The 25189-nt window shown below is 68.7% G+C and carries 26 protein-coding genes; 13 read left to right on the top strand and 13 right to left on the bottom strand.

Annotation, left to right across the window (positions count from 1 at the left end):
• Window positions 1-7: 7 nt before the first annotated feature.
• Both KBY70_RS07580 and KBY70_RS07575 read right to left on the bottom strand, forming a co-directional pair.
• Entirely contained in the window at window positions 8-2098 is a 2091-nt protein-coding gene (locus KBY70_RS07580; RefSeq protein WP_254987996.1) for a glycogen debranching N-terminal domain-containing protein, read from the bottom strand.
• Window position 2099: 1 nt separating this feature from the next.
• Window positions 2100-3209 carry a glycosyltransferase family 4 protein gene (locus KBY70_RS07575; protein ID WP_254987995.1) on the bottom strand — a complete coding sequence of 370 codons (1110 nt, stop codon included), beginning with the start codon at window positions 3207-3209 and terminating at the stop codon, window positions 2100-2102.
• A gap of 149 nt (window positions 3210-3358) precedes the next feature.
• On the opposite strand from KBY70_RS07575, the gene leuC reads away from it, so the two are divergent.
• Window positions 3359-4768 carry a 3-isopropylmalate dehydratase large subunit gene (gene leuC, locus KBY70_RS07570; protein WP_254987994.1) on the top strand — a complete coding sequence of 470 codons (1410 nt, stop codon included), beginning with the start codon at window positions 3359-3361 and terminating at the stop codon, window positions 4766-4768.
• 70 nt (window positions 4769-4838) lie between these two features.
• Window positions 4839-5465, top strand: coding sequence for a 3-isopropylmalate dehydratase small subunit (locus tag KBY70_RS07565; RefSeq protein WP_254987993.1), 627 nt, complete (start codon window positions 4839-4841; stop codon window positions 5463-5465).
• Here KBY70_RS07565 and KBY70_RS07560 read toward each other — a convergent pair.
• Window positions 5452-7866: a DUF3769 domain-containing protein gene (locus KBY70_RS07560; protein ID WP_254987992.1), complete on the bottom strand. Its 2415-nt coding sequence runs from the start codon at window positions 7864-7866 to the stop codon at window positions 5452-5454. The two genes, KBY70_RS07565 and KBY70_RS07560, sit on opposite strands and share 14 nt — an antisense overlap.
• A gap of 131 nt (window positions 7867-7997) precedes the next feature.
• Window positions 7998-8117, bottom strand: a complete 120-nt coding sequence (locus KBY70_RS07555) for a photosystem II reaction center protein I (protein ID WP_006172424.1) — start codon at window positions 8115-8117, stop codon at window positions 7998-8000.
• A gap of 114 nt (window positions 8118-8231) precedes the next feature.
• Between KBY70_RS07555 and KBY70_RS07550 the strand changes: the two genes are divergently transcribed.
• Window positions 8232-11159, top strand: a complete 2928-nt coding sequence (locus tag KBY70_RS07550; RefSeq protein ID WP_254987990.1) for an alpha-mannosidase — start codon at window positions 8232-8234, stop codon at window positions 11157-11159.
• A 3-nt stretch (window positions 11160-11162) separates the two neighbouring features.
• Here KBY70_RS07550 and psbN read toward each other — a convergent pair whose 3' ends face one another.
• Window positions 11163-11315, bottom strand: a complete 153-nt coding sequence (gene psbN, locus KBY70_RS07545; RefSeq protein WP_094559147.1) for a photosystem II reaction center protein PsbN — start codon at window positions 11313-11315, stop codon at window positions 11163-11165.
• 133 nt (window positions 11316-11448) lie between these two features.
• Between psbN and psbH the strand changes: the two genes are divergently transcribed.
• From psbH to KBY70_RS07525, 4 genes are read left to right on the top strand one after another with little or no spacing between them, the layout of a single operon-like run.
• A complete protein-coding gene (psbH, locus tag KBY70_RS07540) occupies window positions 11449-11649 on the top strand; it encodes a photosystem II reaction center phosphoprotein PsbH (RefSeq protein ID WP_094559148.1) in 201 nt (66 codons plus the stop codon).
• A gap of 35 nt (window positions 11650-11684) precedes the next feature.
• Entirely contained in the window at window positions 11685-11984 is a 300-nt protein-coding gene (locus tag KBY70_RS07535) for a TatA/E family twin arginine-targeting protein translocase (protein ID WP_094559149.1), read from the top strand.
• A 39-nt stretch (window positions 11985-12023) separates the two neighbouring features.
• A complete protein-coding gene (gene pth, locus KBY70_RS07530) occupies window positions 12024-12626 on the top strand; it encodes an aminoacyl-tRNA hydrolase (RefSeq protein WP_254987988.1) in 603 nt (200 codons plus the stop codon).
• Between the two features lie 4 nt (window positions 12627-12630).
• On the top strand, window positions 12631-12888 hold the full coding sequence (locus tag KBY70_RS07525; protein ID WP_094559151.1) for a DUF3146 family protein: 258 nt from the start codon (window positions 12631-12633) through the stop codon (window positions 12886-12888).
• Here the strand turns inward: KBY70_RS07525 and KBY70_RS07520 are convergent.
• From KBY70_RS07520 to ntcA, 3 genes are read right to left on the bottom strand one after another with little or no spacing between them, the layout of a single operon-like run.
• Complete coding sequence (locus KBY70_RS07520; RefSeq protein ID WP_094559152.1) at window positions 12866-13330, bottom strand: resolvase; 465 nt, start codon at window positions 13328-13330, stop codon at window positions 12866-12868. The genes KBY70_RS07525 and KBY70_RS07520 overlap by 23 nt on opposite strands.
• Window positions 13327-14544 (bottom strand): DUF3084 domain-containing protein, encoded by a 1218-nt coding sequence (locus KBY70_RS07515; protein ID WP_254987986.1) that lies wholly within the window; start codon window positions 14542-14544, stop codon window positions 13327-13329. The genes KBY70_RS07520 and KBY70_RS07515 overlap by 4 nt, the downstream gene beginning before the upstream one ends.
• Window positions 14545-14592: 48 nt before the next feature.
• Window positions 14593-15333, bottom strand: coding sequence for a global nitrogen regulator NtcA (gene ntcA / locus KBY70_RS07510; RefSeq protein ID WP_094559154.1), 741 nt, complete (start codon window positions 15331-15333; stop codon window positions 14593-14595).
• A 260-nt stretch (window positions 15334-15593) separates the two neighbouring features.
• On the opposite strand from ntcA, the gene KBY70_RS07505 reads away from it, so the two are divergent.
• Together KBY70_RS07505 and dcd are read left to right on the top strand one after the other, a co-directional pair.
• The gene (locus KBY70_RS07505) at window positions 15594-16214 is read left to right on the top strand and encodes a cob(I)yrinic acid a,c-diamide adenosyltransferase (protein WP_254987985.1); all 621 of its coding nucleotides are present in this window, start codon (window positions 15594-15596) and stop codon (window positions 16212-16214) included.
• The gene (gene dcd, locus KBY70_RS07500; protein WP_094559156.1) at window positions 16214-16807 is read left to right on the top strand and encodes a dCTP deaminase; all 594 of its coding nucleotides are present in this window, start codon (window positions 16214-16216) and stop codon (window positions 16805-16807) included. Before KBY70_RS07505 ends, dcd begins: the two co-directional genes overlap by 1 nt.
• Here dcd and thyX read toward each other — a convergent pair.
• A complete protein-coding gene (gene thyX / locus KBY70_RS07495; RefSeq protein ID WP_254987984.1) occupies window positions 16804-17529 on the bottom strand; it encodes an FAD-dependent thymidylate synthase in 726 nt (241 codons plus the stop codon). The two genes, dcd and thyX, sit on opposite strands and share 4 nt — an antisense overlap.
• Window positions 17530-17549: 20 nt before the next feature.
• Window positions 17550-18158 carry a thioredoxin domain-containing protein gene (locus KBY70_RS07490; RefSeq protein WP_094559158.1) on the bottom strand — a complete coding sequence of 203 codons (609 nt, stop codon included), beginning with the start codon at window positions 18156-18158 and terminating at the stop codon, window positions 17550-17552.
• A 108-nt stretch (window positions 18159-18266) separates the two neighbouring features.
• On the opposite strand from KBY70_RS07490, the gene KBY70_RS07485 reads away from it, so the two are divergent.
• Both KBY70_RS07485 and KBY70_RS07480 read left to right on the top strand, forming a co-directional pair.
• Window positions 18267-18680, top strand: a complete 414-nt coding sequence (locus tag KBY70_RS07485; RefSeq protein ID WP_094559159.1) for an NIL domain-containing protein — start codon at window positions 18267-18269, stop codon at window positions 18678-18680.
• Window positions 18680-19153 (top strand): hypothetical protein, encoded by a 474-nt coding sequence (locus KBY70_RS07480; RefSeq protein ID WP_254987983.1) that lies wholly within the window; start codon window positions 18680-18682, stop codon window positions 19151-19153. The genes KBY70_RS07485 and KBY70_RS07480 overlap by 1 nt, the downstream gene beginning before the upstream one ends.
• Here KBY70_RS07480 and KBY70_RS07475 read toward each other — a convergent pair.
• A complete protein-coding gene (locus KBY70_RS07475; protein WP_254987982.1) occupies window positions 19150-21135 on the bottom strand; it encodes a lytic transglycosylase domain-containing protein in 1986 nt (661 codons plus the stop codon). The genes KBY70_RS07480 and KBY70_RS07475 overlap by 4 nt on opposite strands.
• Before the next feature lie 65 nt (window positions 21136-21200).
• On the opposite strand from KBY70_RS07475, the gene KBY70_RS07470 reads away from it, so the two are divergent.
• Both KBY70_RS07470 and glmM read left to right on the top strand, forming a co-directional pair.
• The gene (locus KBY70_RS07470; RefSeq protein ID WP_254987981.1) at window positions 21201-21416 is read left to right on the top strand and encodes a hypothetical protein; all 216 of its coding nucleotides are present in this window, start codon (window positions 21201-21203) and stop codon (window positions 21414-21416) included.
• Window positions 21417-21464: 48 nt separating this feature from the next.
• The gene (gene glmM, locus KBY70_RS07465; protein WP_254987980.1) at window positions 21465-22865 is read left to right on the top strand and encodes a phosphoglucosamine mutase; all 1401 of its coding nucleotides are present in this window, start codon (window positions 21465-21467) and stop codon (window positions 22863-22865) included.
• On the opposite strand, the gene KBY70_RS07460 is transcribed toward glmM, so the two are convergent.
• A complete protein-coding gene (locus tag KBY70_RS07460) occupies window positions 22862-23863 on the bottom strand; it encodes a BadF/BadG/BcrA/BcrD ATPase family protein (protein WP_254987979.1) in 1002 nt (333 codons plus the stop codon). The genes glmM and KBY70_RS07460 overlap by 4 nt on opposite strands.
• Window positions 23856-25178 carry an IctB family putative bicarbonate transporter gene (locus KBY70_RS07455; protein ID WP_254987978.1) on the bottom strand — a complete coding sequence of 441 codons (1323 nt, stop codon included), beginning with the start codon at window positions 25176-25178 and terminating at the stop codon, window positions 23856-23858. Before KBY70_RS07455 ends, KBY70_RS07460 begins: the two co-directional genes overlap by 8 nt.
• Window positions 25179-25189 lie beyond the last annotated feature (11 nt).

Genomic DNA, 25189 nt, shown 5'->3' with positions numbered 1-25189 from the left:
ACAACATTCACTTGTGAATCACAACATCCACGCCGCTCGTGCGGCGCTTCACCAGCACGCCCGTGTCCAGCTCGCCCCGGTGCAGCTGCAGGTCGATCTCCTCCTCGCCCAGCCGCAGCCCGTGGATCTCCAGCAGGTTGATCCGCTCCGGTAGCACCGGATTGCGGAACAACACCTCCGCGCGACCGCTGTCGGGGTTGTGGCCGATCCCCATGCCGGTGATGGCCTCGAGCAGCCCAAACAAGCTGCCACTGGCCCAGGCCTGGGGGCTGCAGGCCACCGGGTAGTGGGTCGGCCCCTCGTCGGACTGGCGCGGGAAGCCGCAGAACAGTTCCGGCAGGCGCTGCAGCGGCATGGCCTGGGCGGTGTCGAACAGGCCCATCAACACCCGCATGGCCTCCGGGGTGTGGCCATAGCGGGCCAGCCCCAGCGCGATCAGCGCGTTGTCGTGGGGCCACACCGAGCCGTTGTGGTAGCTCATCGGGTTGTAGCGGGCTTCACCCTCGTCCAGGGTGCGAATCCCCCAGCCGTTGAAGCTGCTGGGGGCCATCAGCTGTCGGGCGATCGCGCTGGCAGCGGTCTTGCTGGCCAGGCCGGTCCAGAGGCAGTGGCCGGCATTGGAGGCACGCACCTCGCAGGCCTCGCCCTGGCCGTCGAGGGCCAGGGCATAGGAGCCGATCCGCTCGCACCAGAAGGCGCCGTGGAAGTGGCGCTGCAGCTGGCGGGCCTCCTGCAGCAACCGCTCCGCTTCGGCATCGTGGCCGAACAGCCGCTGGATGTGGGCCATGGCTCGGCGGGCCCCATAGCTGTAGGCCTGCACCTCGCAGAGGGCGATCGACCCCTCCGCCAGACGACCATCGGCGTGGTGAATGGCATCGTCGGAATCCTTCCAGCCCTGGTTGCGCAGACCCCCCTGTGCTGTTCTCTGGTAGCGCAGGAAGCCATCGGTAGCGCTGCTCTCGGCAGCGCGGATCCAGGCCATCGCCCCGTCCAGGGCGCCGCGCAGCTCGCGGATGAAGGCCTGATCGCCACTGCGCATCAGGTAGTCGCCCGCCAGGATCAGAAACAACGGCGTGGCATCGACGCTGCCGAAGTAGTGGGCAAAGGGCACCTCGCCCAGGGCGGCCATTTCCCCCAGCCGCGCCTCATGCAGCACCTTGCCGGGTTCCGCATCGCTGGCGGGGTCGGCATGGCGGGCCTGGTGCTCCGCCAGAAACCCCAGCACGCCACGGGCCAGCCGGGGTTCGAACAGCAGCAGTTGCCGGGCCGTGATCAGGCCATCGCGCCCGAACGGACAACTGAACCAGGGCACCCCGGCGTAGGGGTACAGGCCATGGTCCAGCTGGCTGGAGAGCAGGTGCACATCCGAGGTGGAGCGGGCGATCCAGCAGTTGAAGGCAGGGTTGTCGCTGGTGACGCTGGCGGCCAGCCGGCTGGCCTCGCGGAAGCGATCCACCGCGGCTTCCAGGGCCGCATCAAACGCCGCCTCCGGTGTAGGTGGCTGGCGGTTGCCATCGGGATGGAAGTCGAGCACCAGGCAGAGCCGCCGCGGGCGGCGGGGCTCCAGTTGCAGGCTCAGCTGCAGGCAGGCTTCGTCCACCTCCTGCACAGGGCCGCTCAGCCGCACCAGGGTGCAGCGATCGCTGTTGTCGAGCCCGCGGTACACCGCTTCGAGTCCCTCGGGGGTGCAGGTGCGCACGGTGCGGCCACGCTCCGGTCGCTGGTAGCCCCTCACTTCGAAGATGTCGCGAAAGTCGGCGTCGAAGTGCAGCGTGATCGGCACCTGCAACGACGTTTGGGCAAAGCTGGTGAAGGTGAGTTGCTGCAGACAGGCCGTCGGCGTGAGCACCGTGCTTCGCTCCAGATGCACGGTTTCGTCGTCGTTGCTGAGATGGCTCACCTGCAGCCCCAGTTCCCCCCGTTCAGTGGAGCTCAGCACCGCTCCAGCGCGGCCCCACAGCCGCCATTCCAGTCGGCTGACGTGGCGCGTGCCCCTGTGAAAGACCCCTGAGTCCGTATGGGTGTCGGGGTGGATCTCGCCCCGGGCATCGAGCATCGCGAAGGTTTCCCCGTTCTTCAGCACGAACGGGGGGAGCACGTCATGCGGCATGAAGCAGGGGGTCGCGGGGTGGGCAGGGGCGGTGCAGGGAACGGTGGCCGTCCTGGGCTGGCGGGTCGTCGTGGACGTCGATCAGGCGGCGGTAGAGCTGTTCGTACTGCTCGGCCTGGCGGGTCACGCTGAAGCGCTGCTCGAAGTCGCGTCGCACCGCACGGCGATCGAGCTGGTCGAGTTGGCGCACGGCAGCCACGGCCTCGGCGATTGAGTCGACCAGCACGCCGTTGAGGCCGGGTCGGATCACCTCCGGTGTGGAGCCGTTGCGCCAGGCAATCACGGGGGTGCCACAGGCGTTGGCTTCGATCATCACCAGCCCGAAGGGCTCCGCCCAATCGATCGGGAACAGCAGGGCGAGGGCATTGCCCAGCAACTCCTGCTTGTCGGCGTCGTCAACCTCGCCGATGAACTCCACCAGGGGATTGCCTTCGATCAGGCCCGCGATGTGGTCGCGGTAGTAGGGCGCATCACAGCTATCGATCTTGGCGGCCACCTTCAGCGGCAGGCCCAGCTGGCCGGCGACGGCGATGGCCCGGTCGAGGCGTTTTTCTGGCGAGATGCGTCCCACAAAGGCCAGGTAGTCGTCGGGCTCACGCACCGGTTGATAGAGATCCAGGGGCAGGCCTTGGTACACGGTGGCCAGCCAGTGGGCCTCGGGCAGGGGTTGGCGCTGCGCTTCCGAGATCGACACCAGAGGCAGCTGGTGGAACCGCCGGTACAGCTGGGCGCGGTCGGGGGCGGTCAGGGGGCCATGCAGGGTGTTGAGGTGGGGCACCGGCAGCTGCCGCACCAGGGGGTAGTGGCTTGCTCCGGTGTGGAAGTGCAGCACGTCGAAGCGATCGAGCTGATCCATTAACTGGTCCAACTGGATCAGTTCCGGCACGGTGGGGTCGCCGCTGTAACCCGCCAGGCGCAGGGCCTCGGGCACGCAGGGGAACAGCTCGGCGCTGGTGCGGGAATCGCCGCTGGCGAACAGCACCACGGCGTGGCCACGCCGCACCAGCTCTTCGGTGAGGTAATGCACCACCCGTTCGGTGCCGCCGTAGCGCCGGGGCGGGATGCTCTCGCAGAGCGGGGAAATCTGGGCAATTCGCATCGCTTGCGCGGACGGAGAGGGGCCGCGGCTCGTGTCGTCCGTGACATCTCAGTCATAGAGAGGGTTTTGGGGCGCGCGGCAGCCGGATCTGAGGCGAATGGGGCCCGGGGTGCAGCTCTAGGCTGGTTCGTCAGACGAACGGGTCATCCGTGAGCGCCGGCACCCTCTACGACAAGGTCTGGGATCTGCATCAGGTGGCTGAGCTGCCCGGCGGCTCCACCCAGCTGTTCATCGGTCTGCACCTGATCCATGAGGTGACCAGCCCCCAGGCGTTTGCCGCCCTGAAGGATCTGGGCCTCGGCGTGCGCCATCCCGAGCGCACCGTGGCCACGGTGGATCACATCGTGCCCACCACGTCCCAGGCGCGGCCCTTCGCTGATCCCCTGGCTGAGGAGATGCTCGGCACCCTGGAGGCCAACTGCGCTGAGCACGGCATCACCCTGCACGGCCTGGGCAGCGGCCGCCAGGGGATCGTGCACGTGATCGCCCCCGAGCTGGGCCTCACCCAGCCGGGCATGACTGTCGCCTGCGGCGATTCCCACACCTCCACCCACGGCGCCTTCGGCGCGATCGCCTTCGGCATCGGCACCAGCCAGGTGCGCGATGTGTTGGCCAGCCAGAGCCTGTCGATGGGCAAGCTCAAGGTGCGGCGCATTTGGGTGGATGGCCAGCTGCAGCCAGGCGTTTATGCCAAGGATTTGGTGCTGCACGTGATCCGCACCCTGGGCGTGAAGGGCGGCGTGGGCTACGCCTATGAATTCGCGGGCCCGGCCATCGACGCCCTGTCGATGGAGGAGCGCATGACCCTCTGCAACATGGCGATCGAGGGCGGCGCCCGCTGCGGCTATGTCAACCCCGATGCAGTCACCTTCGCCTATCTCCAGGGCCGCCCCTATGCCCCCAGCGGCGAGGCCTGGGACAGGGCCATGGCCTGGTGGAGCAGCTTGGCCAGCGGCCCTGAGGCTGTGTTTGACGATGAGGTGCGTTTCGATGCGGCCTCCATCGCCCCCACGGTGACCTGGGGCATCACCCCGGGCCAGGGCATCGGCGTGGATGAAGCCGTGCCCACCCTGGAGCACATCGCCCCCGATGAGCGCCCCCTGGCTGAGGAGGCCTACCGCTACATGGACCTGCAGCCCGGGGCGCCGATCGCCGGCACGCCGGTGGATGTGTGCTTCATCGGCAGCTGCACCAATGGCCGCCTCTCCGACCTGCAGGCGGCGGCGGCGGTGGCCAAGGGCCGGCATGTGGCTCCGGGCATCAAGGCTTTTGTGGTGCCGGGCAGTGAACAGGTGGCGGCCGCGGCGGAAGCGGAGGGCCTCGACCAGGTGTTCATCGCCGCCGGCTTCGAGTGGCGCGAGCCCGGCTGTTCGATGTGTCTGGCCATGAACCCCGACCGGCTTGAAGGCCGTCAGATCAGCGCCAGCTCCAGCAACCGCAACTTCAAAGGCCGTCAGGGTTCGGCGACGGGCCGCACCCTGCTGATGAGTCCGGCGATGGTGGCCGCTGCGGCCATCGCCGGCCAAGTGCGCGACGTGCGTGAGCTGCTGCCGGCCTGAGCCGATCCCCGCGCGTTCCGCTCCGCTTCCCCCTGATTCCTTGCCCCCTGATCACGCCGTGTCCGCAGCCATGAGCAGCCCCTCGTTCCCCATGGGCCCCATCACCGGGTTCCACGGCCGTGCCGTGGTCGTTGCTGGCGATGACATCGACACCGACCGGATCATCCCGGCCCGTTTCCTCAAGTGCGTCACCTTTGATGGCCTGGGTGAGCAGGTGTTCGCCGACGATCGGGTCGAACTGGCCGCGGCCCCGACCGGCCCCCATCCCTTTGATCGTCCAGAGGTGCAGGGGGCTTCGTTGCTGGTGGTGAACCGCAACTTCGGCTGCGGCTCCAGCCGCGAGCATGCCCCCCAGGCTTTGATGCGCTGGGGCATTCGTGCCGTGGTGGGCGAGAGCTTTGCCGAGATCTTCTATGGCAACTGTCTGGCCCTGGGCATTCCCTGCTTCACCGCCGCCCACGACGTGGTGCTGAACCTGCAGACGGCGCTGGCCGCTGTGCCCGATCAGGAGTTGCGGCTGTCGCTGGATCCCTCTGCCCTGGAGGCCCCCGATGGGCGCCTTTGGGAGCTCGAGCTTCAGGCTGGTCCTCGGCAGATGTTGCTCACCGGGCAGTGGGATGCCACCTCCCAGCTGTTGGCCCATGGCGCCCACCTGGAGCGCACCGCCGCGGCCCTGCCCTATCTCAACGGTTTCTAGGCCGGGGCACGAAGGGGGTGCCGGTGCCCGTGAAATTGAAGTCGTTGAGCTTGACGCGGATGCCGCCGATGCCGTCGTAGGGGCTGTAGTAGACCCCGAGCTCGTAGGAGCGGCGCTGCAGCTTCACTTCCACGTAGGAATAGGAAACATCGCCGTAGAACTCTGAGCCGTTGTCGATGTTGAAGGTGGCGCCGGCCTCGACCACGAAAGGCCCGTAGATTTGTTGGGCGGCTTGGAAACTGAGGGTGCGCAGGTCCACCGCCCGGTCGAAGCCGAAGGGACTGGCTCCGCCCAGGAAGGTGCCCGCGATGGAGGCGGAGAAGCGGGTGTAATCCAGGAAGGGCTTGTCAAACTGGCCGAGGGTGAAGCTGGGGCCGCCCCGGAGGGTGAGGGTGCTCTGGTTGGAGCCGTTGCTGTAACTGGCCAGGTAGCCACTGGCCCCGAAGTCGACGCTTAGGCCTGGAACCACCGGGCTGGGTGCGTAGCGGAGGCTCCGTTTCGGGTCGTCGCTGGCGTCAAGAGCGCTTCCCTGCCAAAGCTGCAGGGTGGTGCCGATCGCCAGATTGGCGTAGCTGCGCCAGAGGGTGTCCAGGGTGTTGGTCTCAAAGAGTGTCGCTTGGTAGTTGCCCGATTGGGCGGCCCAGTTCAAGACGACAGGCGTAAAAAATGGACCCTTGGTTTGACTGGGTATTGGCTGCTCGGCTGAATCGCCATTGCCAATTGCGGCTGGTTTGGGGCGATTGAAGACAGCTGTAGCGGCAAGATTGGCTCCATAGGAATACACCACGGTCTGCAATCCCAGGCTGCCGTTGTAGATGCGTTCGCGGTAAGAGCCAAACAGGGCAGCACTGGCACTGTCGTGGCCAGGAAGACTCAGGGGAGCGCTCAGACGCGTGGTGCTGCGGGTGCCGGAGCGGAAATTGTCAGGATTGAACGTGGATAGGCTGGCGTCGGCATCAAGGGAGACCCAGCCCATGGGCAGGTTGAGGGCGGCGAGCAGGCCGAACATGTCGCCGAATTTGGCTGACTGTTCAACGGTGGGGCTGGCCAGGCTCTCGCCCGGCAGCACGAAGCTGCTGGTGCGGCCTTCCAGGGCCCGCTGCACCATCAGTTGCGGTTGCAGTTGCAGGCTGCCGCCCCGCCCCAGTTTGATCGGCTCCAGGTTGTAGCCGATGTAAAAGCCATCGCGATCGTCTTTGTCGGTATCGATGGCAAATCGCGCTTCCTCTTCGCCAATGGTGGTGTTGGTGATGGCCGGTAGGGAAACTTTGCCGTCGAGCAGGATCTGGGTGCTGCGGCTGCTGATGCGGGTGACACCCCGCTCATCCATCACGGCCACCACCTTGCGCGCCAGGCTCCAGGAGCCGGCCGGGGTGAAGGGATCATTGGTGAAGGCCATCGCCTCGGCCGTCCAGCGGTTGCCCCGAATTCGGATCTGGGAGCCCTGGAAGCGGATGCGGCTGACCGTGCCGCCTTTGTTGGAAGTCGGTCGGTAGCCCTGGCCGTTGCTGTTGAGCGAATCGGTGGTGTCGATCACGGCCGCTAGGTCGACCTTGATGCTGGTGCTCCAGCTCTGCTGGAACCTCACGTTGGCCAGGCGGGAATCGACCGCGGCGGGGCGATCCAGATTCAGAGCTGTCGGAGGCAGGGCGGTAGAGGATGAGATCGGCTCAGGGTTGGGAGGCCCACCCGCCTGGGGGGGGCCGAAAGCCACCGATTCCAGCGCCCGATTCAGGGGCAAAACCTGCTGGGAGAGCTCGCTGCCTGGGCAGCCGGCTGGAGCCGGAATGGTGGGCTGGCTGATGCGACCGGGCGGCAAAAGCCGCACCAGTGATCGGGCATTGGGGCTGGCACTCAGCGGCGGGCAGGCGAAGGCCGGACCTGGGGCTGTGGCGCCAGGGGCTGCTTCAGGGCTGTTGACATCCCGGGCGAGGGTGTCCTGGTCGATGACGCCATAGACATCCTCAATCTCGCCACTGCCTTCCCAGTCGCTGTAGCGCAGACGGCTCGCCTGCAGGTATTGATCGCCTTTGCTGAGACGAATCTGGCCAGAGGCGTAGACGCTGCGGCTGCTTTCCGCCAGCTCCACCCGATCGGCAAGGAGGCGCCAGCCATTGAACCGGGCTTCAACGTTTCCGCTGGCCACGAACCGGCCGAGCTGCTGGTCGTAGCCCTGCTGGTCGGCCCGAACCACCACGACGCCGGAGGCCTGCGTGGCTGGGGTGGTGGGCGCCGAGGGAATGGAGCGCTCGCCTGGGTTTCGGAGTTCTTCGGCCGCCAGGGTGGCCGGACTGAACAGGGCCGGCAGCAGCAGGGCTGGAAGGACTGCCGACGCCCGTTGCCAGCAAAATTGGCCAGGCCGGAATCCGGCCTTGGGGCTGAGACGCAAAGTCCGGATCATCGAGCCCAGAACCGCTGGTGAAGCTGGCCAGCACGGGAATGTCGGGAACGCATGTCTGCCACTGTTCCCGCGCCGATCACCCGATGGCCGCGATCATCCCATAGGGATTTGATCGTCCGTCCGTTGCAGGGTCAGTCTTCGAGGTCCTTGCGGCTCGGGGTGCGGCTGGGGTCACTGGCCAGGAAGCCGAACACGAAGATCCCGATAAAGAAGAAGACGACCGAATAAACCGAGATCTTGAGGGCGAGCATGGTTCGGCCTTGGGGAACGGCGAGCGGGTGACAGGGAGTGACAGGCGCCTTGGTGGGCCTGGTCGACCCCGCGGCAGCGGGATCATCCTATGGGACTCGGCTTGCCATCCAACGATGCCTGAGGCCCCTGCACCAGGGCTGCCCCTGCGGATTGAAACGTTTCAGTCACGTTCGCCTCCGTCTCGTTCCCGTTGGGATCTGCAGCCACTCTGGAGCTGCCACCAGGCGGATGGCTCCCTGGGGCCTGCCCTGGATGACCCCTGGGGGGCGCGGCATCGGCCCGATTGGGCGGCCCGGGGGCTGGTGATCTGGCCTCGCGGCGGCCAGTGGCGGCAGCTGACCCTGGATCTGGCTTGCCCACAGGACTGGCGGCAGCTGCAGGCTCCGGCGCCGGTGGCCCAGGCGCGACTGGTGCTGCGCTGGTGGGCCGACCAGGTGGAGTTGCGGGTGAACGGCCAGCCCGTGCATGCCGGCGACCTGTTTGACACGGCCTGCCGCTGGCTGTTGCCCGAGAGCTGGTGGCAAGGAGAGGTGCTGCAGCTCGAGCTGCGGCTGCGCAGCCCCCTGCACGACGATGGCGCCCTGATCGAAAGCCGGCTGGAACTCGAACCTCTGGATCCGGCCGATCCTGCGGCCCTGCTGGCCGAGACCAAGGCTGAGCTGGCCCAGATGCGGGCGGGGCAGCCGCTGGCGGGCGGCTTCCATGTGCTCGGCCATGCCCATCTGGATCTGGCCTGGCTGTGGCCGGTGGCCGACACCTGGCAGGCCGCCGAGCGCACGTTCGCCTCAGCCCTCGATCTGATCGAGCGCTTCGAGCACCTGCACTTCGGCCACTCCACTCCGGCCCTCTACGCCTGGCTGGAGCAGAACAGGCCGGCCCTGTTTGCCCGGCTGCAGCAGGCGGTGGCCGCCGGCCGCTTCGAGCCGATCAATGGCCCCTGGGTTGAGACCGACTGCGTGCTGATCAGCGGCGCCTCGCTGCTGCGCCAGTTCCAGCTGGGCCAGCACGACAGCGCCGCCAGGTTCCCTGGGCTGGAGCATCCGCTGGCCTGGTTGCCCGACAGCTTCGGTTTCGCCGCCGGCCTGCCTGCGGTTGCCCAGAGCACCGGTGTGCGCTGGTTTTGCACCCACAAACTCTTCTGGAACGCCACCAATCCGTTCCCCCACCGGCTGTTTCGCTGGCGCAGCCGCTGCGGATCCGAGGTGCTGGCCTTGATGACCGCCCCGATCGGCACCGACGGGGATCCGGTTGCGATGGAGCGTTATCGGCTGGCCTGGCAGGGGGCGAGCGGCGTGGATCAGGCGCTTTGGTTGCCGGGGGTCGGCGATCACGGCGGTGGCCCCACGGCCGAAATGCTCGAGCAGCTGCAGCTCTGGCAGCAGCAACCGGAGGCCGCGCCGCAGCACCACGGCAGCCTTCGCGCCTATCTGGCCGCGCTTGAGCCCCTGGCCCCCCGGCTGCCGGTGTGGCGCGATGAGCTCTATCTCGAGCTGCACCGCGGCTGCGCCACCTCGCGGCCAGACCAGAAGCGCCACAACCGCACCCTGGAGCGCCTGCTGCGGGAGGCGGATCTGGCTCAGGCTCTGGCCGGCGCGCAAGGGGCCCTGGCTGAAGCGGAGCCTGCCGACTGGCGGCCGCTGCTGTTTCAGCAGTTCCACGACATCCTCCCCGGCACTTCGATTCCGGAGGTGTTTGAGCAGGCTGAACCCCAGTGGCGCGCCGCCCGCCGCAGTGCCTGCCGGCAGCGGGATCGCGCCCTGCACACCTGGCTGGGGGGAGGGGCGGACTGGTGGGTCGCCCAGCTGCAGCCCCTGCCGGCCCGGGCCCGCACCCTGCGGATGCCGCTGGGCGCCTGGAGCCATGGCGGCATCGGCCTGCCGGCCCAGGCCGCCTGGGCCGGTGGCCAGTGGTTGCAGCTGCCCGCCCTGGCGGGGGTGGAGGCCCTGCCCCTGGAGCGCACCGCAGCCGGGCCCACCGCCCCCATTCCCGCAGCTGTGGTAGAGGCGCCGGTGTGGGTGGAGGGCTGGCGTTGCGGCAATGGTCTGGTGAGCTTTGCGCTGGGTCCGGGGGGCCTGGAGCAGCTCTGGGATGGCGCGGGTCAGCCCCAGCTGGCGGGCCCCCTGGCCTGGCGGCGCTACGCCGATCGGGGCGAGTTCTGGGATGCCTGGGATATCGCCGCCAACTACCGCGACCATCCGCTGGCCTGGGCTTGGAAGGGTGAGCCGATCTGGCTGGAACAGGGGCCGCTCTGCACCAGTTTTCTGTGGCGGGGGCGCTGCGGTGCCAGTGCGGTGCGGCTCGAGGGGCGGTTGCTGGCCAATACCCCCTGGCTGGAGCTGGTGCTGAGCGTCGATTGGCGCCAGCGCCATGAGCTGCTGCGTCTGGAGGTGCCCCTGGCCCAGCCTGCCCAGCGCTGGGCCGCCGACACCTCCGGCGGTGTGCTGGAGCGGCCCGCCCAGGCCGTGACGGCCCGGGAGCAGGCCCGCTGGGAGGTGCCGGCGATCAGTTGGCTGGCCTCGGTGGCGGCTGGCGGTGAGGGCTTGGCGGTGTTGCTCGACGGGCCCCAGGGTGTGTCGGCTTGCCCGGAGCAGTTGGGGATCTCGCTGCTGCGGGCCCCCACCTGGCCCGATCCCGGCGCCGACAACGGCTTTCAGCGCCTGCGCCTGGCCTTGCTGCCCTGCTCCTCCGGCTGGAGCCCCGCCCAGGTGCCCCAGCAGGCCGTGGCTTTCCGCGAGCCCTTCTGGCTGCGTCCGGCGGTGGCCCAGGGCCGGCCTGGGCGGCGTCAGGCTTTTCCTCCCCTGGGCGAGGGGCTGCTGCTGCTGGGCTGCCGGCCGTCAGGAGAGGGCGGAGCCGTGGTGCTCACCGTGCAGAACTGTTCCCCTGCCCGCCGCCGTCTGGAGCTCGGCAGCGCCTGGCACCTGCTCGAGCGCCTGGACGGCCTGGATCAACCGCTGTTGCGTACCCAGGCGTCTGGAGGGGATCCCTGGTTGCTGATGCCCTGGAGCCTGGGGTTCTGGCGGATTCGGCCAGCCAGGGATTGAGCCTCAGTCGTCGTGGTCGTCGAAGGGGTCGGTGAGTCCCTTGGAGGGCGGACCGAAGGCCTGATACACCCCGAAGCCGGTCAGGGCCAGCAGCACTGCCAGAACGGCGAGGGCCACGGATAGGGCCGGAGAGCTGGTGGTGGCGGTGGGGTCCATAGGGGGAAATCGGCGGGCCGGTCGGCGGGCAGGTGACGGGTTGCTTCACAACTGTCTTCGCCCCGGCGCGCTGAGGCACGCAGGCCCCTTACAGTAACGAGAGCGAATCCATGCCCGAGAGGCTGCAGAAGTCATGGCCCAACGCACCCGCCTCGGAGACATCCTGCGCCCACTCAATTCGGAGTACGGCAAGGTTGTTCCCGGCTGGGGCACCACACCCGTGATGGGCATCTTCATGGTGCTGTTCCTGGTGTTCCTGCTGATCATCCTGCAGCTGTACAACAAGTCGCTCCTGCTCGAGGGCATCACCGTCAACTGGAACGGCCTCGGCTGAGCCGGCGCTGTTCGCTCCGCCCCACCCCTTCTCCCATGAACGTCTTCGGCATCGGCCTTCCCGAATTGGCGGTGATTGCTGCCATCGGGTTGCTGGTGTTTGGGCCGAAGCGTCTACCAGAGCTGGGGAAAACTCTGGGGCGCACCCTCAAAGGGTTCCAGTCGGCCTCCTCCGAGTTCGAAAAGGAATTTCGCTCAGCCATCGCCACCACCGATCTGGCATCCGCTGATCTACCGCCTGCGGCGCCTGCCAGCGTCGATCCGGAGCCAACGGCCCAGGTCCTTGATCCGACGCCCTTGCCTGATGATCCGTCGGATGCGCGTCCGGCGGCCTGATCTGCAGTGAGCTCAGGGTCTCCGGCGTCGGCTGCGCCGTTGCAGCTCCTGGTGGGCCTGGGCAATCCAGGCTCCAAATACGCCGCAACGCGCCACAACGTTGGGTTTATGGCGCTGGAGCGCCTCGCCGCTGCCGGGGGCACCGCGTTTCGCCAGCAGCCCAAGTTGCATGGTCTGCTGGCGGAGGTGGGCCAGGGGGCGACACGCCTGCGGCTGTTGATGCCCCAGACCTACATGAACGACAGCGGGCGCTCGATCCGGGCCGCCCTCGACTGGTTTGGTCTGGAGCCGTCCCAGCTGCTGGTGGTGGTGGATGACATGGATCTGCCCCTCGGCAAGCTGCGCTTGCGGGCCTCTGGCAGTGCCGGCGGCCATAACGGCCTGCGCAGCACGATCAGCCATCTGGGCACCCAGGGCTTCCCGCGTTTGCGCATCGGCATCGGTGCTCCGGCCCAAAACCCGGCTGAACGCCGCGCCCGCACCGTGGGCCACGTGCTGGGGCGCTTCAGCGCGGCCGAGCAGCCCCTGCTTGCGGCGGTGCTGGCCGAGGTGGAAGCCGGCATCGGCTTGATCCAGCGCCTCGGGCTGGAGCGGGCCGGTAACCGTCTCAACAGTTTCCAGCCGGAAGACGCGGCAACCTGACGCCATGGCGCGCCTTCCCTCCACCACGGCCCAGCTGCGGGTGCTGCACCAGAGCTTCAGCCAGCGGGTGCTGGAGGGGGAGGTGAGCGCCGGTGGCTATCAGTGGAGGTTTCGTTGGGCTTTCGATCGCGGTGAGCTCAGCGTGGAGCCGTCGTTGGGCCGGGCCCTGATCCAGGACGCCCTGCTGCGCTATCTGCTCAAGGTGGATTACCAACTGGAGCCAGGTGGCGACTACGCCTTCACGGTGCGGGCTCGCTTCTGAGGCCCTGCAGGCTGCGGCGCACCTCCGGCGTGGGCCGCTGCAGCCGTAAGCCGCTGTGTCGCTCCACCAACAGCTGGGCCACCACGTCGTCGATGTCGCGGCGGGGTAGCCGCAGACCCGCCGGCAGCAGCCGCCACCAACCGCTGGCTGGAAACAGCTCCCAGTAGCGATCGCGGGCGGCCAGGGTGCTGCCGCGCTCGTCGACCAGCTCCAGCTTCAGGGCCAGTGCGGCCAGCGGGCCGCGCCAGGTGCCACTGCTGGTGCCGTTGCCCACCACCACCCGGGTCAGCCCCTGGCGTCGCCAGGCCTGGAGCTGGGCCCGGCTCGCCTCCGGGGGCAGGATCGCCGCCTCCAGAACGCGGGCTTGCGCTAGATCGGCCAGCACCAGGCCACATTTGCTGCGGCCTGGATCGAGCCCCGCGATCAAGCCCGCCGCCGTCATGGGCGGCGGGGGCCTGGGCCAGCGCCGGCCGGCGCGCCAGGTCGCAGCCAGCGCACCTCCACCGCAATTGGGTCGGGGGTGTCGGCATCGCGCATGGCCACGGCTTCCAGTTGCGCCACCTGGCCCGCTGGCCTTTCGCTCAGATCGCGGCCCAGTTGGCTCAAACGGGCCGCATCAAACTGCAGGCCCTCCGCCGCGGTGCCCTGGCGTTGGGCCTTGGCATAGGCCGCCGCCAACAGCAGGTTGAGCCGGCGATTGATCGCTTCCACGCTGCTGAGGTCGCCTTCGATGGTGGTGCTGGCCAGCACTTCGCCGGCCTTGACGACAGCCCGGTTTGGGCGGAGGTCGGGGAAGGCGAGCACCTGGCGCTCACCCCGCAACACGTTGGCGGCCGACAGGATGCTCACCACCCAGCTGCCGGGTTTGGCCAGGAGTCCCTCCAATTTGGCGATGTCGCTCTTGGGCACCAGCAGGATCTGGCGGTCGACCTGCTGGCCAGGCAACACCCGCCGGAATGCGGAGAGGTTGGCTTGTTGCAGCAGGGCCGTGATCACGGCGCTGGCCTGCTCGGGCTGCTCCAGGGTCACCTTGGCGCTGGCCAAGGTCTGAGCGCTGGTGATCACCACATCGCCGCGGCGCAGGGCAATCAGGTTGCTCTCAAGATCCTTGAGTTCTTGGGCGCCTGCGGCAATGCGGCGGCGCACCTGGGCCAGTTCGGTTTCGGTGCGTCGGATGTCAGCGTCGCGGTCTTGAACCTCACGGCTGAGCCGTGTGCGTTCCACCTCCAGGCTGTTGCGTTGGGCAACCAGCGGAGCCAGTTCCTGACGCAGCTGATTGGCCCGCGCCTGGGCCTGTTCGAACCGCTGTTGCGCATCCCGTTTCCCCTGTTCGGCCCGGTTGAGCTCCTGCTGGCTGGTGGCCAGTTGGGCCTGACTGCTGGCCAGCTGGCGGCGGCTGCTCTGCAGACGATCCTCCAGCCGATCGAGCTCGAACAGACCCGTGCGCAGGCGCTCACTCACCAGCAGCATCAGCCCCAGCGAGATCGCGCTGATCAGGCTGCCGGTGAGCACCGTGATCAACACGGCGGTGCGTCGGGGCCTCAGCTTGAACAGACTGAGGCGCGCCTTGCCAACCCGGCTGCCCAGCCGGTCACCCAGGGTGGAGAGCACTCCCCCCAGGGCTAGCAGCGCCAAGATCAGCAGCCAGCCGGTCACATGCGTCTGCGAACGGGCCCCAGTATCCCTGCCCCTCAGCCGAAGCGCTCAGCTGAAGCGTTTGGCCAGGGCAATCGGGTCAAAGACGGTGATTTTCTTGCGGTCGATCTGCACCAGGCCGTCGTTGCGTAGATCCCCCAGCAGGCGGGTGATCGTGACGCGCGTGGAGCCGATGGCTTCGGCGATGGCCTGGTGGGACAGGCGAAGATCGATGGTGATGCCCTCGCTGCTGGGAACGCCGAAGTCGCGGCAGAGCACCAAGAGAAAGCTCACCAGCCGCGAGCTCATGTCCCGGTGGGTGAGGGTTTCGATCATCGTTTCGGTTTGCAGGATGCGTGAGGAAAGGCCCTGCAGCAGCAGCAACCCGACGCTGGCGTCCTGCTCGATGGCGCGCCGCACCGAGGTGGCTGGAGCGGTCACCATCTCGACCCGGGTGAAGGCCACAGCGTGATAAAAGCGATCTGAGCGCTGGCCCGTGAGCAGGGACAGCACCCCAAACAGGCTGTTTTCCCGCAGCAGGGCCACCGTGATTTCTTCGCCGGATTCGTAGACGCGCGAGAGCCGCACCGCACCGCGGCGCAGCAGGTACACCCGTTCGGCTGGATCGCCGGGGAAAAAGATCGTCTTGCCCCGTTCGATCGTTTCGACGCTGCTGCCGGCCAGCCCGCGGATCACCTCCAGCAGGGTGGGACTGGCCTGGCCAGCGCTGCCCATGCCGGCCACCACCCCTGGGGCCCCGGTCGATGGGGTGGCGGCGGTACGGCTGAATCCGTGGGTGGCGCCAACCATCGTGGCTTAGGCAAGTGGCCGGACCCTAAGGATCACCCGGGGGTGCCCCTGTAGCAACGCACACGATTTACCGTCGCCTTGCTGTTGCCCCTGGCTGGTTTTGGGCGCAGCAGTACGGATGTTTCCACCAGGGATGGTGTCATTCGCTTGTGGAACGGTCCGATCCCGCTACATTCAGGTCCCCGGGGGCCGCAGTCGCGACTTCCCTGGTGGGGTGTCGCGTCCCTGTTTGTCCTGCCCCTTGTCCTGACTCGGTGTTCATGACCGCCAGCTTGCCCGTCCCAGGTCTGACCTCAGGAGCCGGAGCGGGTTTTCCTGCGGTCCAGCACGTTCTCCAGCGCCCAGGCCATCGCCCCCTGGCGGCGGTTTCTCCCGCTCCCGTGCTGCGTTTGGTGGCCCAGCAGGAGGGTCTGCTCCAAATCCACACGGCTCCGTTCCGGGGCAGTTTCGGTGCGGTGCTCAGCCAGGCCCTGCGCACCGCCGGGTTGGGCAGTCGGGTGCTGGTGAGCCAGTTTCTCAAGGGTGGCGTGGATCAGGGGCTGGAGAGCAGCCTTTGGCTTTGTGGCCGTCTGCAGTGGTTGCGGCCCGGGGTGCCCGCCTGCCTCTCGGAGCGGGCCGCCAACCAGGATCAGGAGTCGGTGGAGGCGGTACGCCAGGTGTGGGCCTTCAGCCGTGAGCAGTTGCTCAGTGGCGCTGTCGATCTGATGGTGCTCGACGAGCTGGGTCTGGCGGTGGAGCTGGGCTACATCGACAAGGCCGACGTCGTGGCCACCCTCGATCGCCGGCCGGCCCATCTGGATGTCATCCTGACCGGTCCGGCCATGGCTGCTGAGCTGATGGCGATGGCCGACCAGGTCACCCAGCTGCGTCGAGGTCTCTAATGCTCAAGAACGATCGCTGGATCAACGAGCAGGCCGCGGCCGGAATGCTGCAGCCTTTCCAGTCGAGCCTGGTGCGTCACCTGGATCCCGACACCGCCAGCTCACCGGTGCTCAGCTACGGCTGCTCGTCCTATGGCTACGACCTGCGCCTGTCGGCGAAGGAGTTTCTGATCTTCCGGCACGTGCCCGGCACGATCATGAACCCCAAGCGGTTCAATCCGGCCAACCTTGAGCCTGCGCCCCTGCATGAGGATGAGGATGGCGCCTATTTCATCCTGCCGGCCCATTCCTACGGGCTGGGGGTGGCGCTGGAGAAGATGAAGGTGCCGCCCAATATCACTGTGATCTGTCTGGGCAAAAGCACCTACGCCCGGCTCGGCATCATCGTCAACACCACTCCTGCAGAAGCCAGCTGGGAAGGGCACCTCACCCTTGAGTTCAGCAACTCCTCCGGGGCTGATTGCCGGATCTATGCCAACGAAGGCATCTGCCAGTTGCTCTTCTTTGAGGGCGATCCCTGCGAAACCACCTATCAAGATCGGGCCGGTAAATATCAGCACCAGCCCGAGCGTGTCACCCTCGCCCGCATTTAAGGCGCCAGGCGAGCCTTGTGCAGCCGGCTCTTTTCATACCACTCGGCAAATTGCGGGGTCCAGGCCTGTAAGTGAGGCCACATCAGGTCGCAGAGCTCGCGGATTTCCTGCTGCGCATCGAGCTTGGCCCGCAGGTCGAGGAAGTGCAGGAAGGCCCGCAAGGTGAAGCTCACCACGAAGTGCTGGCGGTAGTCGAAGGGCAGGATGCCGCGCGCGTGCTCTTCAGCGAAGCCCGCCGCCAGCAGGTCGCGGTAGCGCTCCGCCGCCGCCCGGCAGAGATCCAGATCCACGGCCCGCTGCTCGGGGGTGTAGGCGTATTTCTTGCCCTGCCGGTCGCTGTAGCTGCCAACCGGGCGGAGGTAAAACACCTCCTCCAGCTCCAGCTCGCCGTTGGCCGCTTTGCAGATGCGATCGCCCGTGTAGCGCATCGACTGCACGTCAAAGCTCACCCCCACACGGTGCGTGCGCGCCTGCTGCATCACCGAGTGGGGAAACCAGCCCACGTTGAGCACGATCTGGGCGTGCTCCATGGGGCCGTAGTGGCCCCGCTCTCCGGCCAGTAGCCGCTTGATGCAGATCTCGCCCGCCTTGGTTTCGTCAGGCCAGTTGGCCGTGTCTGCGACAACAAACCCCTCGCTGTAGTCCTGGTGCATGCCGGCATACACGCACTGCTGGGGGTTGGGCGTAGCGGCGATCAGGGCGACGCGGAAACGGGGATCCATGGCGGATTTCAGGGGGGAAATTAGGCGTGGCTGCGGGGTCCGGCCATCGTGGCAGCCTTTGGCGCGCCTGCAGCGACTTCGCCCTCTGTGACGTCGACGCTGGTGTTGGAGGTGGTGTTGGGCGTGGCATCGAGGCTGCTGACGGCGCCCATGCCGGCCAGGGCGGGTAGGGGTTCGCCGGCAATCAGGGCGCTGCTGAGGGCCTGCAGTTCTGCCGTGCTGCGGGCCCCGATCGAGCGGCCCACGGGCGTTCCGGCGGCATTGAACAGTTCCAGCTGGGGAATGCCGTTGACGTCGAAGCGCTCCAGCTCCGGCTGCCAGCGGGGGTTGTCGACGTTGAGCAGCACCACATCAAGCGTCCCCCGGTGTTGGGCCTCGATCGTCTCCATGGCCGGCGCCATGCTGCGGCAGGCCTCACACCAGTCGGCGTAAAACTCCACCACCGTCGGCTTGCCGTTGCGCAGGGCCACGGGCAGATCGAGCGACTGGCGCGCTAGGCGCTCCAGGGGCGCTTCGGGGTGCAGGCCACCCCGAAACCACACCAGGCCAGCCGCCAGCAGCACGGCCAGCACCAGCAGCAGCAGGCGTTCGCTCGGGCCTAAGCCGGGGTTTGGCGAGGGGCTGGTCATGGCTGCAGGCTGCGCAGGGCGCACTGAGGGAGCGTGGCTGCACTTTGCCAGTGCTTGCTAGCGTTTTGCTTGAGGTGAACCGGCCTTGTTCGTCCACCGGCCTCCCCTGTGAAACGGCGCCTCACCTTGCATTTTCCCCGCGAAGCGGTGCACCTGCCGATCACCTATCGGTTGGCCGTGGATTTCGACGTTGCCGCCAAGATCCTGCGGGCTCAGATTGCCCCCAACCAGAGCGGCACCATGGTGGTGGAGCTCTCGGGCGACATCGACGAACTGGCGGCCGCTGAGGCCTGGCTGGAGAGCCAGGGGTTGGGTCTCAACCGGGCGCCGGGGCAGATCGCCATCGACCGCGGCCGTTGCGTCGATTGCGGCCTGTGCTCCAGCGTTTGCCCCAGCGGCGCCCTCAGCCTGCGTCAGCCCGCTTGGCAGCTGCACTTCGATGCGCAACGCTGCCTGGTCTGTGAACAGTGCATTCCGAGTTGTCCTCTGGATGCCATTGCCCTGGTGTTGGCTCCCCCGTGATGGCCCTGGTGCGTCTGCTGCTGTTGCCTGTGCGGGCACCAATGCTGCTGGTTCTGGCGGCCATCGCCGTCTACGAGGGGCTGCAGTGGAGCCAGCCGCTGGAGGGAGCCGCTGCCTCGGGAATGGGGCAGTTGTCCAGTTTGTTCTGGTCGCTGGATTGCCTCCACGCCCTGCTGGTGGTGGTGGTGTGCACGATGCCCGATCTGCTGTTGCAGCGGATCTCCAACGTGATGGCGTCCAGCCGGGTGATAAGCCTGGTGATCACGTTGCTGATCGTCACGGTGGGGGGCCTGTATCTGCTGCACCTCAAGGTGCTCACCAACGTGCTGATCCTCGGTTCGACGGTGCTGCTGGCCCGCCTGGATCTGGCCCGGGTGCGGGTGGCGCCTCCACCCCTGATCCTGGCCGGGGCCCTGGGGGGGCTGGTGCTCGCGGGGGCCGGCGTGGGCCGCTGGCTGGCCAGCAGCGGTTAACAGCCCGGCGTGGGCCGTTGCTGGAAGCTCCACAGATTTCCGAGCACCTTTTTGACGTAGAGCCGGGTTTCGGGATACGGGATCGCTTCGATCCAAAGCTCGGGGTCCTGCTGCAGCTGGGGGTTCACCCAGCCGGCTACGGCGCCGGGGCCAGCGTTGTAGCTGGCGGCCATCAGCACGGGGTTGCCCTGCCATTGCCCCAGCAGTTGCTTCAGGTAACGGGCGCCGAGCTGGGCATTGCGGCTGGGATCGCGCAGGGCCTCGGGCCCCAGCGGACCCCCGGCCAGTTCGGCTGCGGTGTCCGGCATCAGTTGCAACAGCCCCACGGCACCGGCGCTGGAGCTCACCCCAGGGCTGAAACGGGATTCCTGCTTGGCCACGGCGGCTAACAGGGTTGCTGGCACGGCCGAGGCCGTGGCGGCTCGCTCCAGCTCCGCCACAAAGCTGGGGGTCTGCAAACTGCGCTCCAGTTGCTGCGCCAGCCCGCAGGACTGACCTGGGGGAAGCCGCAGGCTGGCCTGCTCCAGTTGCCCCAGGCCGATCCAGTGGTCGCCCACGGCGCGGCGCAGCCGGCCTTCCAGCAGCAGCTCCCGCGGAGCGCGGGGGGGGAGGACGCGGCCCGTGCGCCAGTGCTCCCAGGCCTCCAGGGGTTGGTCGAGGCGCCAGAGCCGATCGAGGGCGGGATCGCCGCTGGCCAGGGGCTGCCAGCCGGGCCGTACCAGGGCAGGACTGCGGCGTGGATCGAGGCTGAGATCCCCCTGGCCGAGCCGCACCGCGGCCCGCCAGCCGTAGTAACCCTCGGGATGGCGCTGGAGCAGGCGGGTCCAGGTGCTCTTGGCCTCGCTCCGCTGGCCCTGTTGCCATTGGCTGAAGCCCAGCCAAAAGCGCTGGCGGCCCGCCAGTCCCACCGGCAGCGCACGGTCGATCGGTGCGCTCAGCAGCGCTTCGGCCGTGGCCCACTGGCGCTCCAGCAGGGCCCGCCGGGCCCGTTGCCACTGCAGCTCCCAGCTGGCCGGATCGGCGGGCCAGCGCTTCAGCACCGCCAGCACGGCCTCGGTGCCTGGGGTGTCCAGGGCGCGCCGGGCCTGCACCGGGGCGGTGTTCTGCAGGCTGGCGGGTAGCGCGGCGAGGGCCTGCAGGCTGCTTGGCCCAGGTTGCTCGCTGAGCAGGGCCACGGCCTCGCGGGCCTGGGGGGAGCCCGGCGCCGAGCGGGCCAGCTGCAGCAGCCGGCCCTGGGCCTGCTGGGCGCTGCCGCCGCTGAGCAACGCCTTGGCCAGTGCCAACTGGGTGTCGAGGCCGGGCTGGCTGCCGTTCAAGCAGGCCAGGGCGGCTTCCGCATCGCCCAGTTGCGCCAGGCCACCGGCCAGCTGGTCGCGCTGTTGGGGTGTGGGGGCGGCAGTGGGTTGCCGGCAGGCCTGGCGCAGCCGCGCTGCAGCGCCGGGCCAGCGCACACCGTGGCGGGCCAGGTGCAGGGCGCCGTCGCGGCGCGTCTCTGGGGCCGGGCCCGCCTCCACCGCAGCCGCTAGGGCCGCTGGATGGGCGGCGAAGCGCTGGAGCAGCTCCTGGCGGAGCCTGGGCTGGTCTCGGCCGAGGACGTAGAGCGCATCGGCAGCGGCCGGCGTCTGGGGGAAGCGCCGCAGCAGTTGCCGCCAGCGCTGCTGGGCGGCTTCGCGGTCTGCCAGCGCTTCGGCGGCCAGGGCATCGCGCTTGAGCACCAGGGCGGCGAGGCCATCGCGGCCCCAGCCCTGGCCGCGCAGCAGCTGGCGCGCGCGCGCCGGGTCCTCCCCCTGGCGGCCCAGCAGCAGCAGGTTGGCCTCCCGGCGCCGCGCTGGATCGGGGGAGAGCCGGCTCAGGCGCTCCAGATGGGCCGTGGGGGTGTTGGGGTCCGGTGCCGGGAGTTGGTTCAGCAGGGCCCGACCGCCCACCAGCGCCGCGCCACTACCCAGGCAGGTGAGGGCCAGCAGCAGGGGGAGGCGAGCCAAGGGCAACAGCGGCACGGATTTTGCATTCTTCGGCATTCTGGGGAGGTTCGGATCCGGCCTTGCTGGTGCGCCTGCCCCCTCTGCCCCCCTATCTCTCCAGCCTGCCTGGCGCCGAGCAGCGGCTGCGGGCGTTGCGGGTGCTGGCGGCGGCCGGATTGGTGCTGTTGCTGCGCCCCTGGTGGCCGCTGATCTGGCTGCCGGGCTGGGTGGTGGGACTGCTGCTGCTGTGGGCCGTATGGGAGCTGCTGCGCTGGATCTGGTGGCCCCGGCGCTGGCGTTGAGGGCTCCCGCCAGTCCACGTAGCCTGAGCTCCTTCGCGGCACCTGCCCATGGCCGAGCTGGCTCCCCATCCCGTCGGGCATCCCCTGAGGGGTGGCGTGGCTGGCTTCGGCACCGATGGCATCCGCGGCCGCGTCGGCAGCCAGGTGAGTCCGGCGTTGGCGTTGCAGGTGGGCTTCTGGTGCGATCAGGTGCTGCCCGCCGGCGCGCCGGTGCTGATCGGCATGGATTCCCGCAGCAGCGGGCCGATGCTGGTGGCGGCACTCACCGCGGGCCTCACGGCTGCGGGCCGGGAGGTGTGGACCCTTGGCCTCTGTCCCACGCCCGCGATTCCCGGTGCGATCAGGCGCCTGGGGGCGGCCGGCGGGCTGATGGTGTCGGCCAGCCACAACCCTCCTCACGACAACGGCATCAAGGTGTTTGGCGCTTCCGGCGCCAAGCTCAGCCGCGGCCAGCAGCGGGCGATCGAAGCGGGGCTGCAGGGTGTGGATGGGGGCCCCGGTGCTTCGGGTGGCTTCAGCGGCACCGGTGTCGTGCTGGATCGCCACGATCTGCTGGCCGACTACCAACGCGCCCTGCTGGCCAGCGTTAGGGGTCGCCGGCTGGAGGGGTGTCGGATTGTGCTCGACCTCTGCTGGGGTTCGGCGACGGCCTGCGGCGGGGCGGTGTTCCGCGCCCTCGGAGCTGAGCTCACGGTGCTGCACGGCCAACCCGATGGCGAGCGCATCAACGTGGGCTGCGGCAGCACCCACCTCGAGCCCCTGCGACAGGCGGTGATTGAAAAGGGCGCCGCGATGGGCTTTGCCTTTGACGGCGACGCCGACCGGATGCTGGCGGTGGACGGCCAGGGCCGGGTGGTGGATGGCGACCAGATCCTTTACCTGTGGGGATCGTCGTTGCTGGCGGAGGGGCAGCTGCCGGCCAATCGCATCGTTGCCACGGTGATGTCGAATCTCGGTTTTGAGAGGGCCTGGCAGGCCAAGGGCGGCGTGCTGGAGCGCACCGCCGTGGGTGATCAGTACGTGCACCAGGCGATGGAGCAGATGGGGGCGGGCCTGGGCGGTGAGCAGTCGGGCCACATCCTTTCGGCCCGTCACGGCATGAGCGGTGACGGTCTGCTCACGGCCCTGCAGGTGGCCACCCTGCTGCACCGCTCCGGCCAGAGCCTGGCCGACTGGATGGACAACAGTTTCCAGCCCTATCCCCAGACCCTGGTTAATGTGACGGTGCCCGATCGACAGCGGCGTCAGCAGTGGCAGCAGTGCGAGCCCCTGCGGCAGGCCGTGGAGGCCGCGGAGGCAGCCATGGAGGGCCGAGGCCGGGTGTTGGTGCGGGCCAGCGGCACCGAACCGCTGTTGCGGGTGATGGTGGAGGCGGCAGAGCAGCCGTTGGTGGATCACTGGGCCAGCCAGCTGGCCGCTGAAGCCGAACGGCATCTGAACGCGGCCTAATTTGCGGCCCCATCCGCGGCGGAGGATGCCAGGCAGTCGCGGGCCAGGGCGAGGGCGCCGCTGCAGGCATCTCCATCCGGCGTCAGCAGCTGGGCGCCGGGGCAGCGAAGTTCCAGGGCGGCGGCCAGCCGGGCGCGCAGCAGGGGCAGGTGCTCCAGGGCGCCACCCATGGGCCACACCGGCGGCGCCTCCAACTGCAGGCGTTGGCTGATGGTGATCACCATCTGGGCCAGGGCGAGCGCCGAGCGCTCCACCACCGCCGCGGCGGCCGCATCACCCTCGCTGGCGGCGGCCATCACCAGGGGGGCCAGGCGGGCGAAGCCCGCAGCGCCGAAGTTTGGTTCCACCACCTTGGCCTTGATCGCCTGGGCGGCGTGGGGATCGTCTGGGTGCGCGTCCAGCCCGGCCCACAGCCGGGCGCGCAAGGGTGAGTCGGGCCGGCGGCCATCCGCCATCTCCAGGCTCAGGGCTAGCCCATCGCGGCCGATGTCCATGGCGGAGCCGGCCCCATCGAGCAGCCAGCCCCAGCCGCCGCAGCGGTGCTCCAGGCCGGCCGGGTTGCGCCCCACGGCGATCATGCCGGTGCCGCTGATCACCACGATGCCGCCCCGGTGACGGCCCATGGCGCCGCGCAGGGCCGTGCGCTCATCCCCGGTGACCACCACCCGCGGCAGGGGCAGCCCCAGGGCTTGGGCCGCCAGCTCGCGGGCGGCAGCTTGCACCGGAGCGCCCACCTCGATGCCGCTGGCCCCGATGGCGGCCGCCAGCAGGCGGGTGGGCGCTGGCGCTGTGCCAGCAGTTCCGAGCTGGCTGCAGGCCTGGGCCCAACTCTCCTGGAGGGCCGAACGCAACCGAGCGGGGCCTTCGGGAGCGGCCAGGTGACACACCCCGGGCCCCTGCCCTTCCGCCAGCACCGCAGCGCCGTCGGCGTCGCTCAGGCGACAGGTGGTGTGGGTCTGGCCGGCATCGAAGCCGGCGATCAACCGGAGTTCAGCCACGATCAGGAGTGGCTCCCGCCTCCGTAGCAGCCCCCGCCGCGAGGGTGGCCACGCAGAACCAACCGATCAGTTGGACCTCGGGCCGGAAAAAGATCGTGTCGGTGAGTCCTTGCACGCCAAGTCCGGCGATCACGGCGATCACGGCCAAGGCCGGCAGACTGAACACCCCATCGCTGCGCCACAGGCTGATGGCGCGGCGCAAGCTCGCCACCAGCAGGCCGATGCCCGCCAGCAGCCCCGGGATGCCGGCCTCGACCGCCAGCTCGAGAGGAATGGAGTAAGCGCTGAGGGCGTTGAACTTGGGTTGCTGAAAGAGCGGATAGATCTGGTTGAAGGCGTCGTTGCCAGGGCCGATCCCCAGCCAAGGGCGGGCCTGGATCATGTCCAGCGCCGCCAGCCACACATTGATGCGGAAGTTGTTGGAGCTGTCCTGCCGGCCTGCCACCAGGCTCATCACCCGCACCCGCAGCGGCTCCACCTGGGTCACCAGCACCACCAGCAGGGCCGCACCGCCAAGCAGCAGCAGCAGGGGAACCACCTTGCGCCACAGGGGAGGCCAGGCGCGGGTGCCGCGGATGGCGAGCAGCAACACGATCACAGCGGCTTCGGCCACCAGTCCCATCCAGGCGCCGCGGCTGTAGGTGAGCACCAGGGCCGCCACCCCGAGCACCAGGGCCGTGAGGGCAAACAGTTTGCGTGCCCCCCCAGGCCAGCGCAGCAGGGCCACCAGCGCCAGGGGCAGGATCGGCAGCAGGTATCCCGCCAGCAGGTTGGGGTTCTCCAGCGTGCTGTAGATCCGCACCGTGCCATCGGCCACGGAGTTGGGGTCGGCCCAGCGGGCCAGCTCGGCGGTTTCGCCGTAAAGCTGGCGGATGCCGATCACGCAGGTCACCAACTCTCCGGCCAGCAACGCCGCCACGATCCGGTCCCACCAGATGGATGCCGTTGCCAGCAGCTGGCGCATCAGGGCGTACACCCCGAGATAGCTCGCCAGCTTCAGCAGCCCCTTGGTGGCGGCCAGGGGCACCGGGGAGAAGCCCGTGGCCAGCAGGGCCAGGGCCAGGATCCCCAGGATCCAGCGATCGATCTCTCCCAGGGGCCCCGGGGGGGTGCGTAAAGCCAGCAGCAGCCACAGCAGGCCACTGGCCAGGATCAGCAGGCTGAGGCCGCTGCGGGTCACCAGCGGCAGGCCGGCCATCAGGGCACACAGCACCAGGCCGGCAATCAGGTGCAAATGCCGCCCGAGGGCCCTACTGGAAGCGCTTTGGAGCGTGCCCTGCCAGCGCAGCAGAACGGGGATGGTGGGGGCGCTCAAGGGGCGAAGGC

Origin of the sequence: Cyanobium sp. ATX 6E8 (genome assembly GCF_024346335.1) — a bacterium.
Taxonomy (GTDB): domain Bacteria; phylum Cyanobacteriota; class Cyanobacteriia; order PCC-6307; family Cyanobiaceae; genus Cyanobium_A.
The sequence above is the reverse complement of the archived record's forward strand: the minus strand, read 5'-3'. Positions and strand labels throughout refer to the sequence as shown.

Excerpts from the sequence above, each read along its gene's own strand:
- KBY70_RS07535 (WP_094559149.1), top strand. The coding sequence starts at position 11,685 with ATGAACGTCTTCGGCATCGGCCTTCCCGAATTGGCGGTGATTGCTGCC.
- KBY70_RS07555 (WP_006172424.1), bottom strand. The coding sequence starts at position 8,117 with ATGCTCGCCCTCAAGATCTCGGTTTATTCGGTCGTCTTCTTCTTTATC.
- psbH (WP_094559148.1), top strand. The coding sequence starts at position 11,449 with ATGGCCCAACGCACCCGCCTCGGAGACATCCTGCGCCCACTCAATTCG.
- glmM (WP_254987980.1), top strand. The coding sequence starts at position 21,465 with ATGGCCGAGCTGGCTCCCCATCCCGTCGGGCATCCCCTGAGGGGTGGC.
- KBY70_RS07560 (WP_254987992.1), bottom strand. The coding sequence starts at position 7,866 with ATGATCCGGACTTTGCGTCTCAGCCCCAAGGCCGGATTCCGGCCTGGC.
- KBY70_RS07525 (WP_094559151.1), top strand. The coding sequence starts at position 12,631 with ATGGCGCGCCTTCCCTCCACCACGGCCCAGCTGCGGGTGCTGCACCAG.
- KBY70_RS07565 (WP_254987993.1), top strand. The coding sequence starts at position 4,839 with ATGAGCAGCCCCTCGTTCCCCATGGGCCCCATCACCGGGTTCCACGGC.
- psbN (WP_094559147.1), bottom strand. The coding sequence starts at position 11,315 with ATGGACCCCACCGCCACCACCAGCTCTCCGGCCCTATCCGTGGCCCTC.
- KBY70_RS07480 (WP_254987983.1), top strand. The coding sequence starts at position 18,680 with ATGGCCCTGGTGCGTCTGCTGCTGTTGCCTGTGCGGGCACCAATGCTG.
- KBY70_RS07520 (WP_094559152.1), bottom strand. The coding sequence starts at position 13,330 with ATGACGGCGGCGGGCTTGATCGCGGGGCTCGATCCAGGCCGCAGCAAA.
- KBY70_RS07490 (WP_094559158.1), bottom strand. The coding sequence starts at position 18,158 with ATGACCAGCCCCTCGCCAAACCCCGGCTTAGGCCCGAGCGAACGCCTG.
- KBY70_RS07505 (WP_254987985.1), top strand. The coding sequence starts at position 15,594 with ATGACCGCCAGCTTGCCCGTCCCAGGTCTGACCTCAGGAGCCGGAGCG.
- KBY70_RS07575 (WP_254987995.1), bottom strand. The coding sequence starts at position 3,209 with ATGCGAATTGCCCAGATTTCCCCGCTCTGCGAGAGCATCCCGCCCCGG.
- dcd (WP_094559156.1), top strand. The coding sequence starts at position 16,214 with ATGCTCAAGAACGATCGCTGGATCAACGAGCAGGCCGCGGCCGGAATG.
- ntcA (WP_094559154.1), bottom strand. The coding sequence starts at position 15,333 with ATGGTTGGCGCCACCCACGGATTCAGCCGTACCGCCGCCACCCCATCG.
- thyX (WP_254987984.1), bottom strand. The coding sequence starts at position 17,529 with ATGGATCCCCGTTTCCGCGTCGCCCTGATCGCCGCTACGCCCAACCCC.
- KBY70_RS07550 (WP_254987990.1), top strand. The coding sequence starts at position 8,232 with ATGCCTGAGGCCCCTGCACCAGGGCTGCCCCTGCGGATTGAAACGTTT.